Consider the following 20,265-nt stretch of genomic DNA (forward strand, 5'->3'; position numbering starts at 1 on the left):
CGATATTTTAAAAAACTTACACAGTTTATGAGATACAACCATTACCTACAAAATTATTTCACATTAAACCTACTCTTAAACTTCATTTCAATCAATAATCTTTGCATTTCTTGAATTTGTATCAACATTGCTTCTATATCTCCTTTTGTAGCAGGTAAAGAGTTTGGGTTAAATATTTTTTTTAGACCATAAACAGCTGAATCTGAAATTAAATTACTTGTAACCGTATTTGTTATACTTTTTGTATCAAATATTTTTTCTTCTTTTTCAAGTAGGCTATCAAGTTTTGAATTTAATTCACTGGGTAAAAGCTGATTCTCTTTTTTGGTTTTGATAGCTCCTAATTTGTTAATAGACTTTTTATATCCTCCTGAAACATACTCATATTTATTTCTTTTGTAACAAGCCATAGTTCTACAACTTGCACTGCAATACTTTTGATTTCTTCTTTTTCTTTTAAATACTTCACCACAATTTTTGCAATTTATCTTGATTTTCATCGATTTTAGTATTTTAAAACGTTAAATTGAATAAAATTTAACGTTTTATAAAATGGGTAAAAAAATAAAGACTAACTATTCAGTAAGTCTTTATTTACTATTACTTCTTGTTAAAAACATTCTTTAATAAATATTGAATCGCATCCTCCTTTGTTAAAATATGAGTATTAAGTTTCTTTACATTATGAATGTTAAAACGAAATTCTTTTTGTAGCATTTCAAATAACAATTTTTGCTCTTCTAATGGAAGAGCTTTTGCTACTTGATATACTACTTGTGCATTCAATATTACTTTTGATTTAATATAATTAAACACAATAGTAATAACTCTAAAAATAAGCTAAAGAAGTTAAACGAGGTTACACCACTTTAAGCAAGGTTACGTGAGGATAAACTACTTTACGTCACTTTAAAGTAACCTAACACAAACTATTTTATTAAAAAAGAGTAGTCTTCAGGCAATTCTGCATCTATATCTCGTAAATATTTTTCTAGTGCAGTTATTGTTGAATGACCCGTAATCAACATTAACTTACTTTTAGTTTCAAACGGAGAATTTGTTTTGCGAAGTTCTCTATATAGTTTTGTAATAAAAGTATGTCTAAAACTATATAAGCCATATTCTTTACCTAACTTAAAGTGATCTTTTATATTCTTGAATCTTTTAGTAAAATAGTCTCTTTTATTTTCCTCTTCAATATCCCACTCTCCACCTACCGTGTTTTGTGTGAATAAAAAAGATTTTGGGTTTTTATTTGAGAAATCAGGTAATTGTTCAAGTAAAATTTCTGGTATAATCTTAATTTTCACAGGACTGTTTTTGGCTTTGACATATAGTTTTTTGTCTTTAACATCTATATCTTCAACTTTTAATCTGCACACTTCAATTGGTCGTAAAAAATTATAGGATATAAATTGAATAAATAAGAGCAAATGCTCGTCATTTTCCTTCAAATAATCATAAATATCTTTTTGCAATTTTGGAGTATATGTTTTATTCCTTTTAGGTTTAGATTTTAATACACTAATCTTTTTTACAAAGTTTTCGGTAATCAATTCGTTATCTTCTAAAATTTGAAACAGCGAAGCTATATCTGTACGAGTATTATTTCTGTTTCTTGCACTTGAACTTTGTAAAACTTCGTTTAAATATTCAATCACAAGTTTCTTATGAATGGTAGTTATAGATTGTTTTTCGTAGCCTTCCTTTTTTAACCATTTAGAAAAACGATTAATCCTGCTTTTATATTTAGTAAATGAATTTTTGTTCATTAACCTTTCTTTTAAACTCAACCCAATTTTAAAAGCCTCAGCAATTGATTTACTCTCGAGTTCTTGAGTCTCAATACGTTCTTTTTTTTCTTTTTGATTTTTTTGCGTTTGCGCAATATTAGAAGATTGTGCTATACTAGAACTACCAAATAATTCTGCTTCTAATTGCGAATTATCTTGATATGGATTAAAACCTGCTTGCAGTAATTCTAACAATGCTTTTTGCATAGTAAGTAAAAACGCAATGCGTTCTCTTTTTGTTTTTAACTTATTTACACCAGCCTTAATATGTGGCTGTCTTTTCAGTTTTTGCGTTTGTGGATTTCGATAAGAATAATACACAAACCAATCCTTTTTTAATGCAGTTTCTTTTTCAAGTTTTGTCAGTTTAGACCACTCAGATATTTGTACTCCACCAGTATATATTTTAGGTTCTGTAAAATTCATTTTCATTGCAAAAGTGTTTACGCTAGCGTTTACGGTACGTAAAAGTAAGAAAGATAAAGACATAAAAAAACGGATTGTAGTAAACAATCCGTTGATTTTAAAAGCTTAAGCTTAGTAGCGGGAGCTGGACTCGAACCAGCGACCTTCGGGTTATGAGCTTTGATGTCTTTAACCTTATTTAATACAAAATGTTAAAAAACAACCTGTTAACGAATTAGTTGCAAACATATAAAGTCATTTAATTCTATAAAAACACACTAAATGTTTTTACATTGTTTTTACAAAATGATTTTCGTTTTGTATTTTTGATGTGTAAAACAACATCATTTATGGCTTCAATCAAAGTGATCCTTTGGAAATATAGAAAACGAGAGGATGGCTCCTGTTCTATAGCTATTCGAATAACAAAAGATCGAAAACCTCAGTACATTCATACTGGACAGTACATCCATGAAAAAGATTGGGATACTAAAAACGGTATCATTAAAAAATCACACCCTAATTCGAAACGTTTAAACAATCTCATCCAAAAGAAACTTAGTGAAGCCTACGCAACATCTTTGGATGAGGAAGTTAGCAAAAATCACCTTTCTGCAAAACAAATAAAGAAAAAAGTAAAAAGACAATCTTCTGGTGTTTATTTCTTTGAACTCGCAACGGAACGTATCAAAAGAAAATTCAAAGAAGGAACTTTCTCAGTTGCAAAATCTGAATTATCTATCCTGTATAATATTCAGGAGTTTTTAGACCTTAACACTACAATCCCTCAACAAAAAGCTATTGAGGATATTAAAAAAAGAAGAAAAGAACGAATTTCACAAGCTCGAAAAGGAGCAGTAGATGTTTCAGAGGTCTTAAAGAACTTTGCAAAAAATCAATCGCTTACATTTAGCGATATTGATATGGCTTTTATTAATCGGTTTAAAAGTTTTTGTACTTCTTATCTTGAACAAAAAACACGAACAGTTACCAATCAACTCATCTTTATTCGCACCCTTTATAACCAAGCTATCAAAGAAAATTTAGTGGATGGTAGAAATTACCCTTTTGCTGGCGAAAAAGAAAAAATTCGTATTTCCTCTGGAAACAAAATTGGTTTAACCAAAGAAGAAATTAGTAAAATTGAAAATATCAAATTAGAGAAAGATTCTTCCATTTGGCATACTCGCAATGTTTGGCTATTTTCTTATTACTTTGCAGGTGTTCGTATTTCAGATGTCCTTGAATTAAAATGGTCTGACTTCATTGATGGCCGTTTATACTATCAAATGAATAAAAACGAAAAGCCTGTAAGTCTTAAAGTTCCTGAGCAAGCAATGAATATCCTTAATCTGTACCAAGAAAGCAGGAAAAAGAAAAATGATTTTGTGTTTCCTTTTCTTAAAAAAGCTAATCCTAAAAATAAACAGGATATGTTTACTAAAATGAGAAATGCTACATCATTATTCAACAAATATTTGAAAAGAATTGCAACTCTATGTGAAATTGATAAAAATCTTTCCAATCATATTGCAAGGCACAGTTTTGGAAATATAGCAGGTGATGCAATTCATCCATTAATGCTTCAAAAGCTATACCGCCATACAGATTTAAAAACGACCATTAACTATCAAGCTAATTTTATCCATAAAGAAGCAGATGATGCATTAGAACAAGTTTTAAATTCTTAAAACCAATTATTTCTGCTTAAACCCCACCAAAGCAAAATTCTGTTTGTTCTTTCCCCAAGTCTTTCCTGCTTTAAAAACAATATTTTCGACAATATATTTATTAGATTTTCTACCAGTCTTTAGTGTTGTGAAATGATCTGGAGTCACTCGATATTGCATCTGCTGATTTTTACTTTTGCTAATCTCCATATCTTTACTGAAGCTCAAATGCTCAAAATCAACTTTGTGTTGTCCAATCATTTGTGAAGCCCACAGATTAGTATCGTAATTATCATTGCTAGCAAAATATTTCAGATTCAAGTTTCCGAGTAAACTTTTAGCTCTAGACTCTGGTTGTTCACTCCCCATAATGAAATAGATATTGTTAATATTTTGCGTGATATAAACGGATGCTACCCATGAACTTCTGGATGTTGTAGCAAATATGCTATCCTTTTGTGGATTACAAAAAAGGTGGTATTCATCTATAAATATACCAACAGGTTTTGGGTTTTCTTCGTTTTCAACATCCCTTCTCTCCATACATTCCTGAAAAACAGTCTTGTAGATAGTCGCAGCTAAAACACCTGCTAGCTTAAATTCCTTGATTGGGAAATCAATGATTACAATTTTATTTTGTTCATAAATATTTTCTGGTAGTAATTCTTCACTTAATCCATTTGTAAATTGATCTTTTAAAATTCCATTATTCAAAAAAGGCTCTACAATCCCCATAAAACTAGAAACGATAATTCCCGAGGTTTTTTCACCAATTTTAGGAAGTTCCTGAAGCCAATAATTTATTACCAAATTTGCTTGATCTCTATCATTTGCATTTAGTGTTCTGTTACTAATTTTCAAAAGTATTTGCAGAAAATAACGATCTTCAATCCAAGTGTTAATTTCGGTCTGTGCTTTATGACGTTTGTCTGGATCAATCTTGGGATCTGCTGCCAATCGTTCTAATTTTCGATAATACTCTGGCTCTCCTTCTACAAAACGAGATGAAACAAGCCTACGCATATTGAAAATACTAATTTCTTCTCCTGAGAGTCTCAGAACAGAGATGCAACGACTTATAAGCATCCTCAATGATAAATCCCAATATTCTTCGTTTTTTCCTCTACCACTTCCAGATTGATAAACTCTAACAGCATCACTTAGACCTACTAAAAATTCTACAATGTTAAGAATTTCACCTGCTCCCTCTCCTTCACGGTGCATTTCATAGTCTAAAAAGTTAAATCTGAGGTTACTTTGCTTATCAAATATCACCACATCTTCACTACGATCAGGAGCCACCTCTTCAATGTATCGCATCCACCTTCTACGCTCATCCTTCTTCGCACATAAAATGACCATACCAAAACCACTTTTAAGCATAGCATGTGCAATATGTCTCCCTGCTCCACTGGATTTACCACTTCCAATAGCCCCAGTAATAAGAGTTCCTTCTATGCTATCAGCCCACGTAATCACTGTATCTGTCTTAGGGATTTTATATAAAGGTGTATCTAATAAATCCTCGTAACTTTGATGCTTATTTTTAGAACCAATGCCAAAAAATTTCATAACTAAAAGGTATTTTTGGTTTTACTATCTAAGAATTCCTGTATCGATTCAGGGTCATAGCGAATAACTTTCTTACTCGGCTGTGAATACCTTATTTTTCCTTCATCACGATAGCGTTGTAAGGTCGTTGGCGAAGAAATACCCAATTCCTTCATGGCTTCTTTTGGAGTCAGCCATTTTTTTTGCTCTGCATTTATTTTTCCACTCATTCGCTCAACAGCTCTGTCAATGAGTTCAAAAAATGCTTCTTCCTCAATTAGTATCACTTTCATAATTCTGTATTTTTCAATTCTGCTTTATTATCTATCTCTATCCTTACCTTTTATCTTCTCAAAAGTTTTGCGTATGTCCTTCGGCTCTGGGGTATAGGTATTAAAATATTTGCTCAGGCTTTTTTCCGTTTTCTCTGCTGTTTTTTGATTTGGTTTTAATTCCTCAATAGCATTGTGATTTACAATACCTGATTCAACTACATCTACTTTGGAAATGACATTCTCTTTAGCCTGCTGTACTGCTTTAAATGCACCCATGAGCTTTCCAAGTTTATTGTAAACTTTAGCCTTTTGTCTGTTAATTTTCGGTGCTTGTTTGGTAGTTTTTGAAGGAGCTTCTCTATCAAAAAGTTTGGTTAAATTCTCATGATTCTTGTACTCGGCTTTGGCTTCTTCTAGTATTTCATCCCTAAAATACTGGTCTTGTCGTTCTCTGATGTCTTTTAGGTTGTCATGATACGCATGCGGCAATCCTGCCCTTACTCCTTGTGCATAATACAAATCAGCCTGTGTACGTTTAACTTGCTCTTCTTTGATTTTTTCAACGTATCGCTGCTTGATTTTTTGAACTTTGAAAAATTGTTCTTTGCTTCCGTTGCTATATAAATCCAAACGCTCCTGCAATTCTCCATCAGATAAATCCTTTTCTGCGTTTATCATATCTGGGGTATTATCTTGCTTGATAACCGTTGGTGATAATTTGTCCTGTTTTGTCCTTTCTGTTTTTGATGTTCTCATAAATCATAATGTTTAAAATCAATCTACTTGTTTACTAATAGCTTTTCCCTCAATGGTTATATTGGAAATAAATACCGGTGATATCCCATCATCTTTTTCTGAAAAACTCTCAGAAACCCATAACAGGGATTCTGATGCTAGAGCCTCGTCAATAGGTGCGATATTTCTACCTTTTATGATGATTAAAAGCTGATACGCCATGATAAAAAGTGCATCATTTTTATCGGATAACTCTGTAATGGGTAATGTGGCGTATGGCACTCTAAACTTTCTTCCTGACCTTAGAATAATCATAAACTTCTTTATGATTTCTTCTTCCAAAGCCACAGCATAAAATTGATTCTCCGCTGAAAATTCTTTCGATACATTTGGCAACTCTTGTTTAGATTCTACGGGAAATATGCCTCTCAATGGTTTTGTCTCTTTGTTTTGAAATGTCATATTGTTCTTTTTGTCTATGAATATTTTGATGATAATCGCGCTGTTTTTGTCTATGAATATGCTGTGCATGTTCTTTTTCAATATCTCGTGCCGTGGTTCGCTGAGCACTTCTTACCATGGCTTTTTTAAGTTCCTGCTTGTCTGAGGTATAAAGCTGTATTTTATTTTTTCCTCTTGACACACCAACATAAAAACTCTGCTCATTCACTCCACCAAAGGACATATCTGTCATACTGATATACACATCGCTAGCCGTTTTCCCCTGACTGGAATGACTGGTATCTACATAGCCGTGTTTGAAATGATAACTGTTTTTATCTAAAGTTTTGCCTTTGGCTAGTTTAATATCCCCACCTACAAATCCTTTTACCTTTTGTGGTGTGCCGTTATTGATTTTAGTATTTTCTTTAGATTTTAAATTCTCAGTAGGCCGGATTAAATCACCTACTGCAATTTGTGTTTGTGTTTTTTGATATACTGAAAAATGTGTCGGTGTATTATAAGGAAGCTCTAATACTTGCTTTGTTTTTACATCTCGAACTTCAACAGTTTTCTTAGTTGTTTGGGAAACTACCTCATAATGAGTACCAGCCTTAAACCCACCTTTCTGGTTTTTAGTAAAACGAATGATTTGACCTTGCTGATAATTCACCAAATCTTTCTTTTGACTCTCTGTAAAAGATAAATTTTTAAGAGTTTCAAAAGAACGTTCCTTTCCTTTGACAACTCCTTTTTCTTTTAGTTTTTGACGAACAATAGCTGTAATCTGATCACCTTCTGCATGGGTTGGACTCACAATTAAGGCACTTCGTTTTTTTTGAATAGAGCTTAAATAATCATCTGCAATTTGATTTAAACGCTGATCTGTATCAGGGATTTCCTGTATAGCGTTCATTTTATCTAAAGTTTGATAACCACCGCGTATATTTCCGCTAGCAATTTGATTTACCGCCTTACGGTACTCTTTTGGCTCTTGTCTCATATTTTCTTTAACATGGGCAGTTCTTATCTGTGCACTTTTTTGCAACATATAAAACGCATCACCATATTCCCCAGGAGCATTATGCTGTTTGGTGTCTCCACTTAAAATTACTTGTGCATTCTGCGCTTGGGCTTTTTCTAAAACCTGTGTCATGGATTTTACACCACTAAGCCCCGCTTCATCATACAAAAGCACACCATTTCTTATCTTTTGCCTCACCTTTGAATTCACCAGAAAAGCTGCTACCGTGTAAGCATCAAAACCTTCTTTTCTAAGCACTTCTACTGCTTGTGAGGACGGAGCAATACTTACCAACGTTTTATTTTTTTGTTTCACTCCATCTGCTATTTCACTAAGCAAAGTTGTTTTCCCTGCTCCTGCATTTCCTTGAATGCCTGTTATAAAATCAGGGGAACTAAGTGCTGCCTTAACAGCATTCATTTGTCCCTCATTTAGAAAATCTCGCTTAGGTTTATAATTCGGATGGATTGGTTTAAACTTGCCTTTGGTATTTGCAGCAAGTTCAATCATTTTATTTTCGGCACGTACCATTTCACGAGTGGTAATGATAGAAATAGTCTGATCTTCTGACCTCAGAATATCCTCTCTCTCATTCAACGCTTGAGTCACCTCTTCTGGCAATAGTGTTCCGTATCCCAAGCTTAGAGCATGACCAAGTACGCGCTTTTCATGCGCTGTGGATTGTCTTTCCAAAAAATGTTCAAGGCTTCTTTCTACAGCTTCTTTAGCAGATATAGAATTGATCTCATGTTGAGGACTATTCTTTATGTTTTGTAATGTGCTAAATTCTTTTTCACTCAAACGAGCTTTCCAAAGCTCATAAAGCTGCTTGTCATCAACTGCTTTTCCCTTAGAATTTCTTGTGATTACTGCTAGCTTTGCTTTTTCTTTTAGGCTAGTAATTCCTTTTTCTTTTGCTACCAAATCGATTTGCTTACCACGATTGGAATAACGTTCAATAATAGCTCTGGATACTCCTGAAATCTCCCATCGCTCATGAGTTCGTGCTGTTATATAACCCAATTCATTCAGGCGATGACTCATTAGTGCATGATAATAGGCTTCAAAATAAGGTGCGAGCTTATGAATATTTCCAGTCTCAATGGCTTGAAAACGTTTTTTTTCTTCTACCCATGTCACATTAGGCACATAGCAATGGGTATGCATCTGCATATCTGGAATATATAAAACTCTCCCTTTATGATGCACCTCTACAGGACGACTCTCAAAATGATCAAATGCTGCATAAATGATATTACCTGTAGTTATAAAGCCTCGTTGTTTTTGTGTATTTGCCTGTGTCTGTATATGTTTTTCTATTTCCTGCATTGTACTGCGATAGGCATAACGATGTGCACTCAAAATATCAGGGTCTTTGGTTATACCATATAAAACAGAAGCTGATTTAGGGGCTGAAAAAGTAAAATCATAACCTGCTCTACGATTTTTTGCGTTTATAACAGTAAGTCTATCCTTTGTTCCATAATGTTTATTATGAACGAAATCACTAAAAACTTCACCAGTAACCCTACTTCCATGTAGCATTAACTTGACACCTGTTTTTCCATCCCAATGTGCGACTACTTCCTTCTCTTGATAATAGTTTCCTTCTTTACTCAAAGAGTTTTTAAAGTAATCGGCAGCAGCCTGACCATTATATGATTTATAGATTCCGAGCATTGGTTTCTTTTTAAATTTTAGTTGAGTTGTTTGTGAATTATGCTTTTAAAACAGACTGGGTATGCATTTGATAAGCTTTGTCCAACCATTGTTGAGCAGCTTCTGACATAGAAATCAGTATCATGAAAATTCCAAAACACACATCATCTGCATAGTGCCAAGTAGCAAGACCAAGCCCTATACCCAATAGTGGTTCTACAAGGCCACAAATCAGAAATTCATTTACAGGCATCCATCTTGAAAGCACTAAAACGATTAAGCTATTTCCTCGTTTGGTCTGACTTGGATTAGAAAATCCAAGCCAAACTATTATCAAATGGATAAATCCTGATACGACAAATAATCCTGTATAAATCAACAAATAGCATGAATGGATATCAACAAAAACTAATCTGTAAAGCTCATCTTGTGTTTTAAAAAATGGAACTAATGGAACACAAAATGCTACTATAGGCTTTAGTAAGATAGGTACATCCATGCTATTACAACTCAGTAATAGGCTAACTCCAAACATTATAGCCAGTACCCCAATAGTTGCGCTTCCCGCTCTAAAACGAATGGGTGACCAAAACAACATGGCGTGTATGGCTTTGTTAAAACGGAAATAGTATCTGGCTAAAAGCAAGAGCGTTTCTTTCCAAGATTTATATAACAGCGTTTTCCAAAATTGTGTTTGATATACTGCTGCGAATAAAATAGCTGCATCTGAAACTTTAACCGTTTTGCGAGGTGTAATGTTATGATTGGATTTTTGGGTAATCATAATCCTTGTATTAATGAGCTATTTTCTAAACTAGTTACAAACTCAATTCCTGCATTTTTTGACTCGTAATAGCGTGTCCAAAACTGTCTTACTTCTCTAAAAAGTGAATCGTCTTTTTTACTTGGATGAAACACTACTGAAATAACAATTCCTGATAAGTCTGCATCCTTAATCCGAGGGTCATGTTTTTCTAATTCAGCTACTATGTTCTGATAATCATCTCTAATTTTCAAAGGATTCTTACGGTATTTGTAGAAACTGAATTCCGCATTTTCAAATGAATCGCTAAACGCCAATATGCTTTTTCGATCTGCGTTTGATTCCATCAGTTTGTACAAGTGTTCTGCAAAAACACTATATACATAACTTTTGGATAGTTCCTGATTAGGTACATCATAAAGCTGTAATCCGTTTATAAAATCCTTTTCAAATTTTAGCTCTTTTTCATGCTGTTCACTCTCTACCCTTAAAAAGTAGGATGGGCTTTCTTCTTTAACAATTACGGTGCTTTTAGAGATAGATTGATCTCTAATTTCCGTCATCGTTATTTGTCCGTGTGAGATGTTACGGTATATCGAAAACAGGCTATTTTCATTCAGTGGTTCTCTTTTTTCAGTCTGATCGAAAATCAGGACTGCATCACTTTTAGGTGATGTGGTGCAGCCCATCAAAACGAACATAAGACCAATATAAACTTGTCTCATCTTTTAAAATTTTAGTTGGAATAGTTATTTTTATCGCAGGCGTTATAAGCCGCTTTTTCAATATTTCTTAATTGTTTTGTTCTATGTGCCTCATATCCATCAGTAACTTCGATGATATGAGCTGCTTCACTAATAGCATTCTCTATAAAATCAAATTCATCTTGCACTCTCTGAGCCGCATAAGTTTCACCTTCAACTTTTATTGCATTAACTTCATGCTCATACGATTTTTGTTCACGCTCAATTCCTGATCGAATTCTAGCATCTTCCATACTTTTAGCTTCTATCTTTTTCTGTTTATCAAAATGAGGTTGATGTTCAGCTCTTAAATAACTGACATAGGCAATAGTGCCATAAAATCCTAAATTGGCTAGTGTAAGGATAAATGAAGAATCAGAGATAAATCGGATATACGCTATAATTCCTAAAAACAGAATTCCCAAAACAAAAGCTATGATTGCTGCCTTTAACAAACGATTTTGCAAAGCTTCGCCTGCATAATGTGCTGAAAACATCATAGCCAATGACAAGGCTATTGATAATGGAAGCAAAAAGATATTAGAAATATTTTCACCTCCAAGGTGCTGAAGCCCGAAAAAATTCAAGATGAGTTCAACAAATCCCAGTGTCCCTACAAATAGTATGTACCAGTTTATTTTAAGCATTGTACCAGCTCTTTTTTGGCGCTTCGCCTTTGCATTTTTCGAATAAATAGTCATGTGTTTCGTGTTTTAATTGGTTTAACTGTTCTAAAATCAAATGTCTTTTTGCTTTTTGCGCCTCGACATATTCTGTGAGCTTATTTCTTTTTTCTTGAAGTGCCCCTGAATGTTTTTGTAAGTGTTCTTCCTTATATTTTTGTTTAAGGGCTTCTTTATCAAAATTGGCTAGCCTGTGTTTAAATTTGGATTGCCCTTGCGCTACAACCAGTCGAACTGTACCTAGATCAGCTTGAATCTGGTGTAAGGCTTTCTCACAAAGATTGGTAATGTCTTGTTTGACCACTTCCACAGGAAAACGTCTTACACCCTTAATTGTTAAGGGAAGTTTACTCTCTACTTGACGAACAAGTTTATCGTGCTTTGTTACGTTCAAATCATTGTCTCGGTGAAATGGTTTCATCTCTATGCCTAAACTATTTGACGAGGTTTTCTTTTTTTCGGAAACACTACTTACTGGTATGATCAGCGATGGATTCCTTTTCTTTTTTTTGAAAATCATAATGATGTGATTTTGTTTTAATTAATTATTTTTAACCGTGATTAATTAGGTTACTGATGCAAATTTCGAGGTAATTGATAGACAGATATTTGCAGAGTTTTTGCATTTTATTTGCAAAGTCTTTGCAAAATGGTATTGCATCTAAAAACCTCTTAAAAAAAACCAGCTATTAGATGGATCAACTAGATGTTTTTTGGAAAAATATTGCTGAGGACCTAGCGCAACAATTTAGAAGGGGAAACCCTAGCTCTTGGTCTAGAAGCATAAGTGAAGAATTTGTAAGCGATCTTGAAGCTACATTATTGAATAAAGTAAAAAACGATTATTACTTAGGAAATATTTTGCGCGCAAAACGGACTAAAGAGAATCGATTATATATAGGCTCTATAAGTGCCGCTACAGTTGAAAATATATTTAAATATAGGAGATCGAAAGGGAACAAACACACTAAGAATTGTTTTGCAATCTATCTGGGTTACAACTCCGCTAAGGATTATATAGATAGAAAGATTTATGGAATTCAACCTGAAATTACTCAAGACTTATCCCAAGAAACTCATAAAGAACTACTAACTGAAACAACCCCAAGAACAATTATAAAAACGGAACTGGAAAAATGGAAAAAACAAGTCCTTGAAGACCCGAAATGGAATCCTGTTCAATTACTTCTACACGCTCAACTATCTAGTGATGAATTGTATCAGCCTATCCATTTATCCCCCTTAAACATTAGGGAAAGAATGGCATCCCAGACTAGTGAAATGAGAGAATTTGAGATTTCAAAAGGTTTACATGAGAAATCATTCAATTCAATTTCAATTCAATCTCTTTTTGCAGATACATCCCAATGGTCAGTCCTTATTGGGGTGCCTGGGAGCGGAAAGACGTGCAGCTTAAAATGGCTATTAAAACAAGTTTGTTTTGGACATATTACGGATTACGACTTTGCTCTTTATTTCTCTTTACATGATCTAGAGAAATTTTTTAATCATCATCCAACACATTCTTTTTATACTTATTTCTTTCAAGCATATCTAAATTACAATTTAGACACGGCAATATACAAAGGGCTTCTACTTGAAGATATTGTAATCAAAAAAGAGCTAAATCCTATATTTTTGTTTGATGGGCTGGATGAGGTTTCACCTAAACAAAGAAAATCTATTATCAACCAGATTAGGAGTAAGCTGTCAAATAAAAAAGTAATCATCACTTCTAGGTCCAGTGGACTCAGTAAAATATCCCGTTTAGGGACAGTATCTTTTTATGATATTATTCCTTTAGCTCCCTCCTCAATGAAGCATTTAGTAGCTCAGTACTGTAGTTTAAACCCTGGCAAACTGCATCAAAGTGAGATACTTAGAGTATTATTCATTAATAGAACAATTAGGCAATTGGCAACGACACCTTTTATGTTAATCATACTGTGTGAGGTAATTAACTATCTAATTTCCAAAGAAAAATCAGTTGAAATTACAGAACTTACAAAAGCAAAAGTATTTTTCTATTTAGTAAAGCTAATTCAGTTGGATTACAACGAAAATCACGATGATGTATTAGAAGAAGAACATCTAGAAATCATTACGCATTTTGCAGAGATACTTTCATTTTCATCTGAGCAAAAATTAATTAAAGGAGTCTTACCTAAAAATGATTTTGTAAAAAAAGTATTAAAACAATCTAGGTTTTTAAATGAAATTGGAACGAGCCCAGGAGTATTTGAATTTACACACTTAAATTTACAAGAATATTTTACAGCTCTTAGTATTAATAATAAAGGTATTACTTGGGTTAAACGATTTATGCAAGAAAGAGCTTTTGACTTTGAATGGCTAGAGGTGACTTGTCTTTTAGCGGGATGTTCAATGAATACTGACACAGAAGATGTAATAAATAAAGAGCTTAAAGAACACTTAAAATGGATTAAACGTGAACGAACTGGAAATGGATGGTATATCTTAGCGAAGATACAAGTTTCTAAAGGAGCCTCTTTAAGAGATACAAATGATATAGGGATTAACATTTATGAAATATTAATAAACTATGCGTTAAATGGTCATCCCAGGTACCAAGACATCCTTTCCCTATTATTAGAGTCAGAAAATGAATATCTTATTAAAGATTTGTCAAATCGAATCCCTTCAATTAAATGGAGTAATTTACGTTACTCCGTACCTCAATTATGGGCGTCTGATTTTTATACTCGTCTAACTAGTCCTACTTGGAGTAAGAAAGAAGTTAGTTTTCACACTATGAGTAAACAGGATAGGTTGAGATTCTTAAAAATAATAGACAATTGGGATAATGAAAATGAACTTAATGTAATAAGTGCCATGTGTAATATTGCCTCTTTACGAGATGACCGATTTATTGAGACAATCATTCCTTTTTTAAATCGCTCTATTTTTGCTAGTACCGCTACATTTGCTCTTACAACTATTGGCAGTCCTAAAGTTCTTTGCGTTCTGGCAAATCATCTCATTAATGGATGTGAAGATTCTATTATAGCTCCCGAACATTTTTCACGTATAATTAATACGGCTAATCGTATTGATATTAAAACAAAAAAGATGCTTTGTGATTGGTTATTAAAACAAAAGCCACCTTATCCAAATCAGTTTAGATTAGTGATTTACCTTCTAAAAGGATTCTCTATCGAGAAAAATGTTGAGTCAAAGCTTGAACAAATAGTAACAACAGATACTCATGATAGCAAATTAAAAACAGCTATAGTTTCAATTTGTTCTTCCTTTAAAGATGCCAAGAGTATTGGAAAGTTATTCAACTGGGCAGTTCAGAATATTCAGACTAAAGCTGCTGCTATAATCCTTAAGTCAATTTCATATATCCCTATGACGAGTATACATTTGATAAAAAAAATTCAAAATTATAAAGGCGATATTGGCTATCAAATGACACCACATATATATATGTTACTCTATAGATCGTATAAGCATTTTTCTACTATAAATGAATTCTTATTTGTACCTCAATTACTAGAAGAAGCGTTTACAAAATCATCTGAAGAATTTGATAGAACTGAATTTTCATTTCTATTTTGGTCACATCTCAAAGAATACAATACTGGTGATTTTGTAGAGTTAGCCTGGTCTATTATAATTGATGAGCAAGCCTCTTACTTGGATAAGAGTAATTCCATCGAGTACCTTCTCCATTTGAATCATGTACCCAATGATTATTATATTAGCTGGCTAAAAGGATGTCTAATTGATTGTATAAGAGCAATAGTAGAGAGTAAAAAGTTTGATGATGCATGGGCTAATAGTTTTGTAAGTTTACTTATCAAATACTTACTTTTGACAACATCCATAAGTGGACAAGAATTAATTAAATTCATTGAACAAAGTTTTTGCCACAATAATGTAGTAAATTATTTTATCTCTGTTGTTATAAGGACAGCGACTATTAAAGGGGAGTTTATTATGAGTGATTGAGGTTAATAACTTATCTATGGAGGCCCAAAATCAGCCGAAACCCAATTTTTATAGGCAGTTAGTGTTTCTTTGAATTCATCTGAGAAAACACTTTCATCCTGATTAATTTTATAGTAATCACTATTGATAGCGTTCCTTATGCTAAATTCTTCTCTCTTTTGTTTATAGTCTAGATATCTTAATACTTTTTCATGATCCGTTAATGTTGGTTCTGGACGTTTAGCAATTTCATTGTTAATAAACTGTTTGAAAGCCTCAAAATCTTCTACTCCTAATTCGGTCTCACCACATTCATATAAAACTGTAGTTTTATGACTAAGCATACTTAGCTCAACATCCCATTTAAAATTTATTAGTTGAAGTTTTAAATCTCTCAGGGTTTCTCCATTTATTCCAGAATATGCACCATCCTTTTTTAAATCTTCTATCAATTCTTTATTACTATTAGCTATGTATGCTTTGCGACGTTTACGATGAAACACATGCGTTTTCAAACTTGCAACATGATGAAAATAATTTCTAAGATCCTGTGATAATAATAGCGGCATTAACCTCTCCCTATGCTTATGGTAATGAACAATACTCCATTTTAAGTATTATGTCAATTATTTGCATTGATAAATTTTAAAACTTAAGTCTGTCTATGTAATCCGCCCAATCTTGCATCATTAGGGTTCTTTTTTCTAAAAACTGCGCCCTGTTATAGGTAGCTCCCAATGAGCCTTTGGGTTTATGAGCCAATTGTCGATCTACAACAGAAAAATCATATTCTAACTGTTCTTGAATCAATGTTTCTGCCATAGCTCTAAATCCATGTCCTGTATGACGTCCCTGAAAACCTAGCAATCTAATAGCATTTGAAAACGTATCTCTACTCATAGGTCTTTTTGGGTCACGCTGATTGATAAACAAATGCTCTCTATTTCCATTGAGTTCTTTTAACTCATGTAAAATTCGTATTGCTTGTTTTGACAATGGTACAATATGTTCTTCTCCCATTTTCATTCTCTCTGGTGGAATAACCCATTTATTCTCATTTAAATTAAATTCTTCCCATTTCGCTTCTGCCATTTCAACGGGACGAACAAACGTAAGCATCAGCATTTCAAGAGCAAGTCTTGTTTGTTTATGTAATCGTGCATCATTACGCTGAAACGCATCTAAAAAATCTTTTACATCTTCTGGCTTAATCAATGCAGGTTGATGCTTGATTTTATGTTTTACCAGTGCATCTTTAATATCAACGGTATAATCTCGTTCTACCAGTCCACATGCCAATGCATACCTCAAAATTTGTGAACAATGTTGTTTTGCTCTTTTTGAAATCTCAAACGTCCCTCTTTGCTCAATCTTTTTTATCATAGAAAGAATATCTTGAGAGCTTAGTTCTCTTATTGGGATATTTCCCAAAGACGGTAAAATATATTTTTCAATTCTGCTTTTTTTTGTTTCATAAGTTTGGTGCTTAACTTCCTGCTTATGCTTTGCCAACCATTGATAAGTTATCATTGAAAATGTTTGCCCCTTTTCTTGAAGCTCTTTTTGCTTCTTGTTCTTGTTATATGCAATAGGGTCTATACCTTCTGTAACCATTTTATGTAGAGATTGATGGATATTTCGGGCTTCTGCTAAAGAATATTCAGGGTACATTCCAATACTATACAGCTTTTCTTTTCTTTCTATTCGGTATTTATAACGCCAAAGCTTTGAGCCATTTGGCTTGATAAGCATAAATAAACCCCTGCCATCGGCTTTTTTATACTCTCGATTTTTAGGTTTTAACTTTTTGCATTGTAGGTCAGTTAGTTGCATTGGGGGTATCATCCTTTCTCTAAATTGATTCAGTACCCCCAGAAATACCCCCATATAGGATAGATTTCTGTAAATCCTCATGGACTTACTCGGAAGAATAATTCTCCTGAAAAGCTTATTTAGTATGGGGTTTGGGGAGTTTTTTAGATTTCTTTGGAAGAGTAAGTGGTGATCGCGCAGGAACACGAATGAACGCATTAACCGTTTGAATCAAAACACTTTTGGTAAACCTAAAAAATCTGATACCCCCTAAAATACCCCCACAAACAATTGCTATAACATTCAGGGTTATTCCTGTTGGTACATCATTTAGTATACCAGAATCCCTTGTCAAATTGAATAACTCACTCTTTTTTCTTCAATCCAGTTTTCTATATCCTGTTCAATCCATCCTACACTTCTTCTTCCGAGTTTAATCGGTTCAGGAAATATTCCTTCTTTTTTGTAGGCGTATATGGTTGATCTAGACAATCCTGTTTTTTGAATAACCTCTGGTAATTTCAAGATACGATTTGGCATGTTTACCTCTCTTTGTTGATGGGCTTTATAGATTGTTATTTATGGTGCAAATAAAACTCATGAAGCGTCACATATTCAGGGGATTGATCTCCCCTGACGTGATGTCTGTCCTAAAAATTAATTTCTCTATCAATTGATGAGATGCGCAAAATTGGTTCATAAAAAGTTGTTATTTTTGTTTGGATAACCTCAAAACTTACAGCCATTTATGAAATTAAGAATTGCTTTTCTGCTTTTATTTTTTAGTATTGCTGTTTACGCGCAAAAAGATTCAAAAACTAAGAATATAGGTGTCGAAGATTTACCATTAATAGCAAAAGGTACAGCAGGGCAAGCAGTGGATATTTCAGCTCTATTTCCAGTAATTGTTCTTCATATCTCAGGAGGTAAAGATCCTAAATATTCCGCCACAGACTATGCAAAAATGTTTCACTTAATGTTTAAAGATAAAAAGTACACTCAATATCCAACAGAAATCTATGTGCGTTATGAGGAAAGTGGTAAGGATAGAAAAACATCCGTTAGAGCACTTATTTCTCGAAGAAATTTTGACAAAAATGGAGGCGAATACGAAAATGGAGATGGTGTTTTTACACCTGCTGAATTAGTAAATTATATTCCTGTAATAACTGAGCGGTTTGCAAAATTAAATAGTAAAGATTTTAAAACCAACAAAACGGAAGGTATCTCATTTATAAGAAAAGGAAAATCTTCTGATGCTCACCTTCTTTCAGCAAAAATAAATGCAATTGTAATACATGTATCAGGCGGACAGGATAAAAAATATTCAGCTGAAGATTATGCTAAAATGTTTCGTATAATGTTTAAAGATAAAAAGCGCACACAATATCCAACAGATATTTACGTGTATTATGAAGAAAGTTCCTCAAACAGAAGAACTCTAATATCTGCATACTTACAGGGAAAATATTATGACAAAAGTGGTGGTGAATATGAAGGTGGTGATGGCGTTTTTTCACCAAAACAATTACTAGATCACATTCCTATTCTTACAAAACGGTTTGCTAATGGTACAGCTATGAGAAAAGAGTAAGCTGTTTGTCTTCGTTAATATTTGACTTTTTCAATTTTGGAGCCTCACTCCATATATAAGATTGCTCTTTTTCAACGGGAATAATTCCCAATCCATTCATATTGATTTGCCAACTGCCATACCATTCCATAGTAAGACTATTCATCCACGCCACTTCTCCCTTTAGTCCATTTAAAAAGAAATTAAGCGTTGCCATTTTTGCACAGGTTTGGTCGTTATCTGCACCAAAGAACTCATTTTTGTGATTAATTTTAGCCGCTGCAAGTGGCATGCGTCCAGAGCCACATGCAGGGTCTAAAATTCGTTTTCCTTCTTCTTCTAAATTAGGAACTGTCATTTGAGCCATCATTTCACAAACATGAGTAGGTGTAAAAAACTGTCCGTTTTGTCCTTTGGTAATGCTTTGTGTAAAATATTCACCCAAAATATCCGAATATGGATTATCAAACACATTTAGTTGTAAAGCTCCTAAAGATTTAGCGAGTTCGTTTAATTCTTCTTTTGTATAGGACTTGATAGTCTCCATATATAAAGCTTCATTATCTTCATCTTTCTGTATCAATCGGCTTTGTATGTTTGTGCTATGGAATGAACAAATACCCATAGTTAATAGATCATTGAATACTTTTGAAATTCCGTGTTTTCGTCCGATTTGTTCAATAGGTTTTGCAAAGTCGTTAAAATAGTTTACCAATGGTCTTCCTCCATAAATAAGCTATGCAAGGGAGATATTCCCTTGCATAGTTAAGCTCTTTAATTGTCGTAAGTAATTTCAAAAGCGCGTGTAACAATGCGCCCGTCAACATCTGGCAAAACAGGAATTACACTATCCGACCAAGAAATATAGTTAGTTCCATTTTCATTAGCCTTTTGCCATCCAACAGCCAGTTCTATATTCTTGGTTTCACGAACCTGCTGTCCATTCCTTGCTGTTTTGTAATACGCTTTTTCTTGTACCAATCTCCAGTTAGGTTTGTTTTCATTGTTTGTGGTTTCAGTTTTGTTTTCCATTTTCAGTTCCTTTCATAAAATGGTTTTGTGGTTCTTTGAAGCACACCACCAAAGCGTTAGCGTGGTGGGTCGCTTCCATAGAACCAATGGGTTGCTAAAAGGGGGTGTACGAAGGCTTGGCCTTAAAAAACGAGGGGTATCTCCTAAGTTTT

Annotated in this window: 20 protein-coding genes; 3 read left to right on the plus strand and 17 right to left on the minus strand. The window is 33.5% G+C overall.

What is annotated here, in order from left to right:
- Nucleotides 1-53 precede the first annotated feature (53 nt).
- The 3 genes from ACSIGC_RS08060 to ACSIGC_RS08070 all read right to left on the minus strand — a co-directional run bounded on the left by ACSIGC_RS08060 (nt 54) and on the right by ACSIGC_RS08070 (nt 2,225).
- Entirely contained in the window at nt 54-500 is a 447-nt protein-coding gene (locus ACSIGC_RS08060) for a hypothetical protein (RefSeq protein WP_442267611.1), read from the minus strand.
- 100 nt (nt 501-600) lie between these two features.
- Complete coding sequence (locus ACSIGC_RS08065; protein ID WP_442267612.1) at nt 601-786, minus strand: hypothetical protein; 186 nt, start codon at nt 784-786, stop codon at nt 601-603.
- Nucleotides 787-929: 143 nt separating this feature from the next.
- Nucleotides 930-2,225, minus strand: coding sequence for a tyrosine-type recombinase/integrase (locus ACSIGC_RS08070; protein ID WP_442267613.1), 1,296 nt, complete (start codon nt 2,223-2,225; stop codon nt 930-932).
- Nucleotides 2,226-2,548: 323 nt separating this feature from the next.
- Between ACSIGC_RS08070 and ACSIGC_RS08075 the strand changes: the two genes are divergently transcribed.
- On the plus strand, nt 2,549-3,889 hold the full coding sequence (locus ACSIGC_RS08075) for a tyrosine-type recombinase/integrase (RefSeq protein WP_442267614.1): 1,341 nt from the start codon (nt 2,549-2,551) through the stop codon (nt 3,887-3,889).
- Nucleotides 3,890-3,895: 6 nt separating this feature from the next.
- Here ACSIGC_RS08075 and ACSIGC_RS08080 read toward each other — a convergent pair whose 3' ends face one another.
- From ACSIGC_RS08080 to ACSIGC_RS08120, 9 genes are read right to left on the minus strand one after another with little or no spacing between them, the layout of a single operon-like run.
- On the minus strand, nt 3,896-5,440 hold the full coding sequence (locus ACSIGC_RS08080) for a type IV secretory system conjugative DNA transfer family protein (RefSeq protein ID WP_442267615.1): 1,545 nt from the start codon (nt 5,438-5,440) through the stop codon (nt 3,896-3,898).
- 2 nt (nt 5,441-5,442) lie between these two features.
- On the minus strand, nt 5,443-5,712 hold the full coding sequence (locus ACSIGC_RS08085) for a helix-turn-helix domain-containing protein (RefSeq protein ID WP_442267616.1): 270 nt from the start codon (nt 5,710-5,712) through the stop codon (nt 5,443-5,445).
- A 27-nt stretch (nt 5,713-5,739) separates the two neighbouring features.
- Nucleotides 5,740-6,450: a hypothetical protein gene (locus ACSIGC_RS08090; RefSeq protein ID WP_442267617.1), complete on the minus strand. Its 711-nt coding sequence runs from the start codon at nt 6,448-6,450 to the stop codon at nt 5,740-5,742.
- An 18-nt stretch (nt 6,451-6,468) separates the two neighbouring features.
- Nucleotides 6,469-6,891, minus strand: coding sequence for a hypothetical protein (locus tag ACSIGC_RS08095; protein ID WP_442267618.1), 423 nt, complete (start codon nt 6,889-6,891; stop codon nt 6,469-6,471).
- Nucleotides 6,833-9,574, minus strand: coding sequence for a MobF family relaxase (mobF, locus tag ACSIGC_RS08100; RefSeq protein ID WP_442267619.1), 2,742 nt, complete (start codon nt 9,572-9,574; stop codon nt 6,833-6,835). The genes ACSIGC_RS08095 and mobF overlap by 59 nt, the downstream gene beginning before the upstream one ends.
- 37 nt (nt 9,575-9,611) lie before the next feature.
- Nucleotides 9,612-10,337, minus strand: coding sequence for a hypothetical protein (locus ACSIGC_RS08105; RefSeq protein WP_442267620.1), 726 nt, complete (start codon nt 10,335-10,337; stop codon nt 9,612-9,614).
- Nucleotides 10,334-11,041 carry a hypothetical protein gene (locus tag ACSIGC_RS08110; protein WP_442267621.1) on the minus strand — a complete coding sequence of 236 codons (708 nt, stop codon included), beginning with the start codon at nt 11,039-11,041 and terminating at the stop codon, nt 10,334-10,336. Before ACSIGC_RS08110 ends, ACSIGC_RS08105 begins: the two co-directional genes overlap by 4 nt.
- Before the next feature lie 11 nt (nt 11,042-11,052).
- The gene (locus ACSIGC_RS08115) at nt 11,053-11,760 is read right to left on the minus strand and encodes a hypothetical protein (protein WP_442267622.1); all 708 of its coding nucleotides are present in this window, start codon (nt 11,758-11,760) and stop codon (nt 11,053-11,055) included.
- Nucleotides 11,699-12,262 (minus strand): hypothetical protein, encoded by a 564-nt coding sequence (locus tag ACSIGC_RS08120; protein WP_442267623.1) that lies wholly within the window; start codon nt 12,260-12,262, stop codon nt 11,699-11,701. Before ACSIGC_RS08120 ends, ACSIGC_RS08115 begins: the two co-directional genes overlap by 62 nt.
- Before the next feature lie 173 nt (nt 12,263-12,435).
- On the opposite strand from ACSIGC_RS08120, the gene ACSIGC_RS08125 reads away from it, so the two are divergent.
- Nucleotides 12,436-15,717: an NACHT domain-containing protein gene (locus ACSIGC_RS08125; protein WP_442267624.1), complete on the plus strand. Its 3,282-nt coding sequence runs from the start codon at nt 12,436-12,438 to the stop codon at nt 15,715-15,717.
- A 14-nt stretch (nt 15,718-15,731) separates the two neighbouring features.
- On the opposite strand, the gene ACSIGC_RS08130 is transcribed toward ACSIGC_RS08125, so the two are convergent.
- From ACSIGC_RS08130 to ACSIGC_RS08140, 3 genes are all read right to left on the minus strand, one after another.
- Entirely contained in the window at nt 15,732-16,211 is a 480-nt protein-coding gene (locus tag ACSIGC_RS08130; protein WP_442267625.1) for a hypothetical protein, read from the minus strand.
- 130 nt (nt 16,212-16,341) lie between these two features.
- Nucleotides 16,342-17,583, minus strand: a complete 1,242-nt coding sequence (locus tag ACSIGC_RS08135; RefSeq protein WP_442267626.1) for a tyrosine-type recombinase/integrase — start codon at nt 17,581-17,583, stop codon at nt 16,342-16,344.
- Between the two features lie 276 nt (nt 17,584-17,859).
- Nucleotides 17,860-18,048, minus strand: coding sequence for a helix-turn-helix transcriptional regulator (locus tag ACSIGC_RS08140; RefSeq protein WP_442267627.1), 189 nt, complete (start codon nt 18,046-18,048; stop codon nt 17,860-17,862).
- Nucleotides 18,049-18,256: 208 nt separating this feature from the next.
- Between ACSIGC_RS08140 and ACSIGC_RS08145 the strand changes: the two genes are divergently transcribed.
- Nucleotides 18,257-19,102, plus strand: coding sequence for a hypothetical protein (locus ACSIGC_RS08145; RefSeq protein ID WP_442267628.1), 846 nt, complete (start codon nt 18,257-18,259; stop codon nt 19,100-19,102).
- Here the strand turns inward: ACSIGC_RS08145 and ACSIGC_RS08150 are convergent.
- Both ACSIGC_RS08150 and ACSIGC_RS08155 read right to left on the minus strand, forming a co-directional pair.
- Nucleotides 19,086-19,664, minus strand: a complete 579-nt coding sequence (locus ACSIGC_RS08150) for an N-6 DNA methylase (protein WP_442267629.1) — start codon at nt 19,662-19,664, stop codon at nt 19,086-19,088. The two genes, ACSIGC_RS08145 and ACSIGC_RS08150, sit on opposite strands and share 17 nt — an antisense overlap.
- A gap of 191 nt (nt 19,665-19,855) precedes the next feature.
- Nucleotides 19,856-20,113, minus strand: a complete 258-nt coding sequence (locus ACSIGC_RS08155) for a hypothetical protein (RefSeq protein ID WP_442267630.1) — start codon at nt 20,111-20,113, stop codon at nt 19,856-19,858.
- Nucleotides 20,114-20,265: the final 152 nt, after the last annotated feature.

Source organism: Tenacibaculum aquaeponti (genome assembly GCF_052084715.1).
Lineage (GTDB): Bacteria > Bacteroidota > Bacteroidia > Flavobacteriales > Flavobacteriaceae > Polaribacter.

Bases quoted from the DNA above. Each gene is read 5' to 3' on its own strand.
- ACSIGC_RS08060 (WP_442267611.1), bottom strand. From the start codon at position 500: ATGAAAATCAAGATAAATTGCAAAAATTGTGGTGAAGTATTTAAAAGA.
- ACSIGC_RS08070 (WP_442267613.1), bottom strand. From the start codon at position 2,225: ATGAAAATGAATTTTACAGAACCTAAAATATATACTGGTGGAGTACAA.
- ACSIGC_RS08075 (WP_442267614.1), top strand. From the start codon at position 2,549: ATGGCTTCAATCAAAGTGATCCTTTGGAAATATAGAAAACGAGAGGAT.
- ACSIGC_RS08080 (WP_442267615.1), bottom strand. From the start codon at position 5,440: ATGAAATTTTTTGGCATTGGTTCTAAAAATAAGCATCAAAGTTACGAG.
- ACSIGC_RS08085 (WP_442267616.1), bottom strand. From the start codon at position 5,712: ATGAAAGTGATACTAATTGAGGAAGAAGCATTTTTTGAACTCATTGAC.
- ACSIGC_RS08090 (WP_442267617.1), bottom strand. From the start codon at position 6,450: ATGAGAACATCAAAAACAGAAAGGACAAAACAGGACAAATTATCACCA.
- ACSIGC_RS08095 (WP_442267618.1), bottom strand. From the start codon at position 6,891: ATGACATTTCAAAACAAAGAGACAAAACCATTGAGAGGCATATTTCCC.
- mobF (WP_442267619.1), bottom strand. From the start codon at position 9,574: ATGCTCGGAATCTATAAATCATATAATGGTCAGGCTGCTGCCGATTAC.
- ACSIGC_RS08105 (WP_442267620.1), bottom strand. From the start codon at position 10,337: ATGATTACCCAAAAATCCAATCATAACATTACACCTCGCAAAACGGTT.
- ACSIGC_RS08110 (WP_442267621.1), bottom strand. From the start codon at position 11,041: ATGAGACAAGTTTATATTGGTCTTATGTTCGTTTTGATGGGCTGCACC.
- ACSIGC_RS08115 (WP_442267622.1), bottom strand. From the start codon at position 11,760: ATGACTATTTATTCGAAAAATGCAAAGGCGAAGCGCCAAAAAAGAGCT.
- ACSIGC_RS08120 (WP_442267623.1), bottom strand. From the start codon at position 12,262: ATGATTTTCAAAAAAAAGAAAAGGAATCCATCGCTGATCATACCAGTA.
- ACSIGC_RS08125 (WP_442267624.1), top strand. From the start codon at position 12,436: ATGGATCAACTAGATGTTTTTTGGAAAAATATTGCTGAGGACCTAGCG.
- ACSIGC_RS08135 (WP_442267626.1), bottom strand. From the start codon at position 17,583: ATGGGGGTATTTCTGGGGGTACTGAATCAATTTAGAGAAAGGATGATA.
- ACSIGC_RS08140 (WP_442267627.1), bottom strand. From the start codon at position 18,048: ATGCCAAATCGTATCTTGAAATTACCAGAGGTTATTCAAAAAACAGGA.
- ACSIGC_RS08145 (WP_442267628.1), top strand. From the start codon at position 18,257: ATGAAATTAAGAATTGCTTTTCTGCTTTTATTTTTTAGTATTGCTGTT.
- ACSIGC_RS08155 (WP_442267630.1), bottom strand. From the start codon at position 20,113: ATGGAAAACAAAACTGAAACCACAAACAATGAAAACAAACCTAACTGG.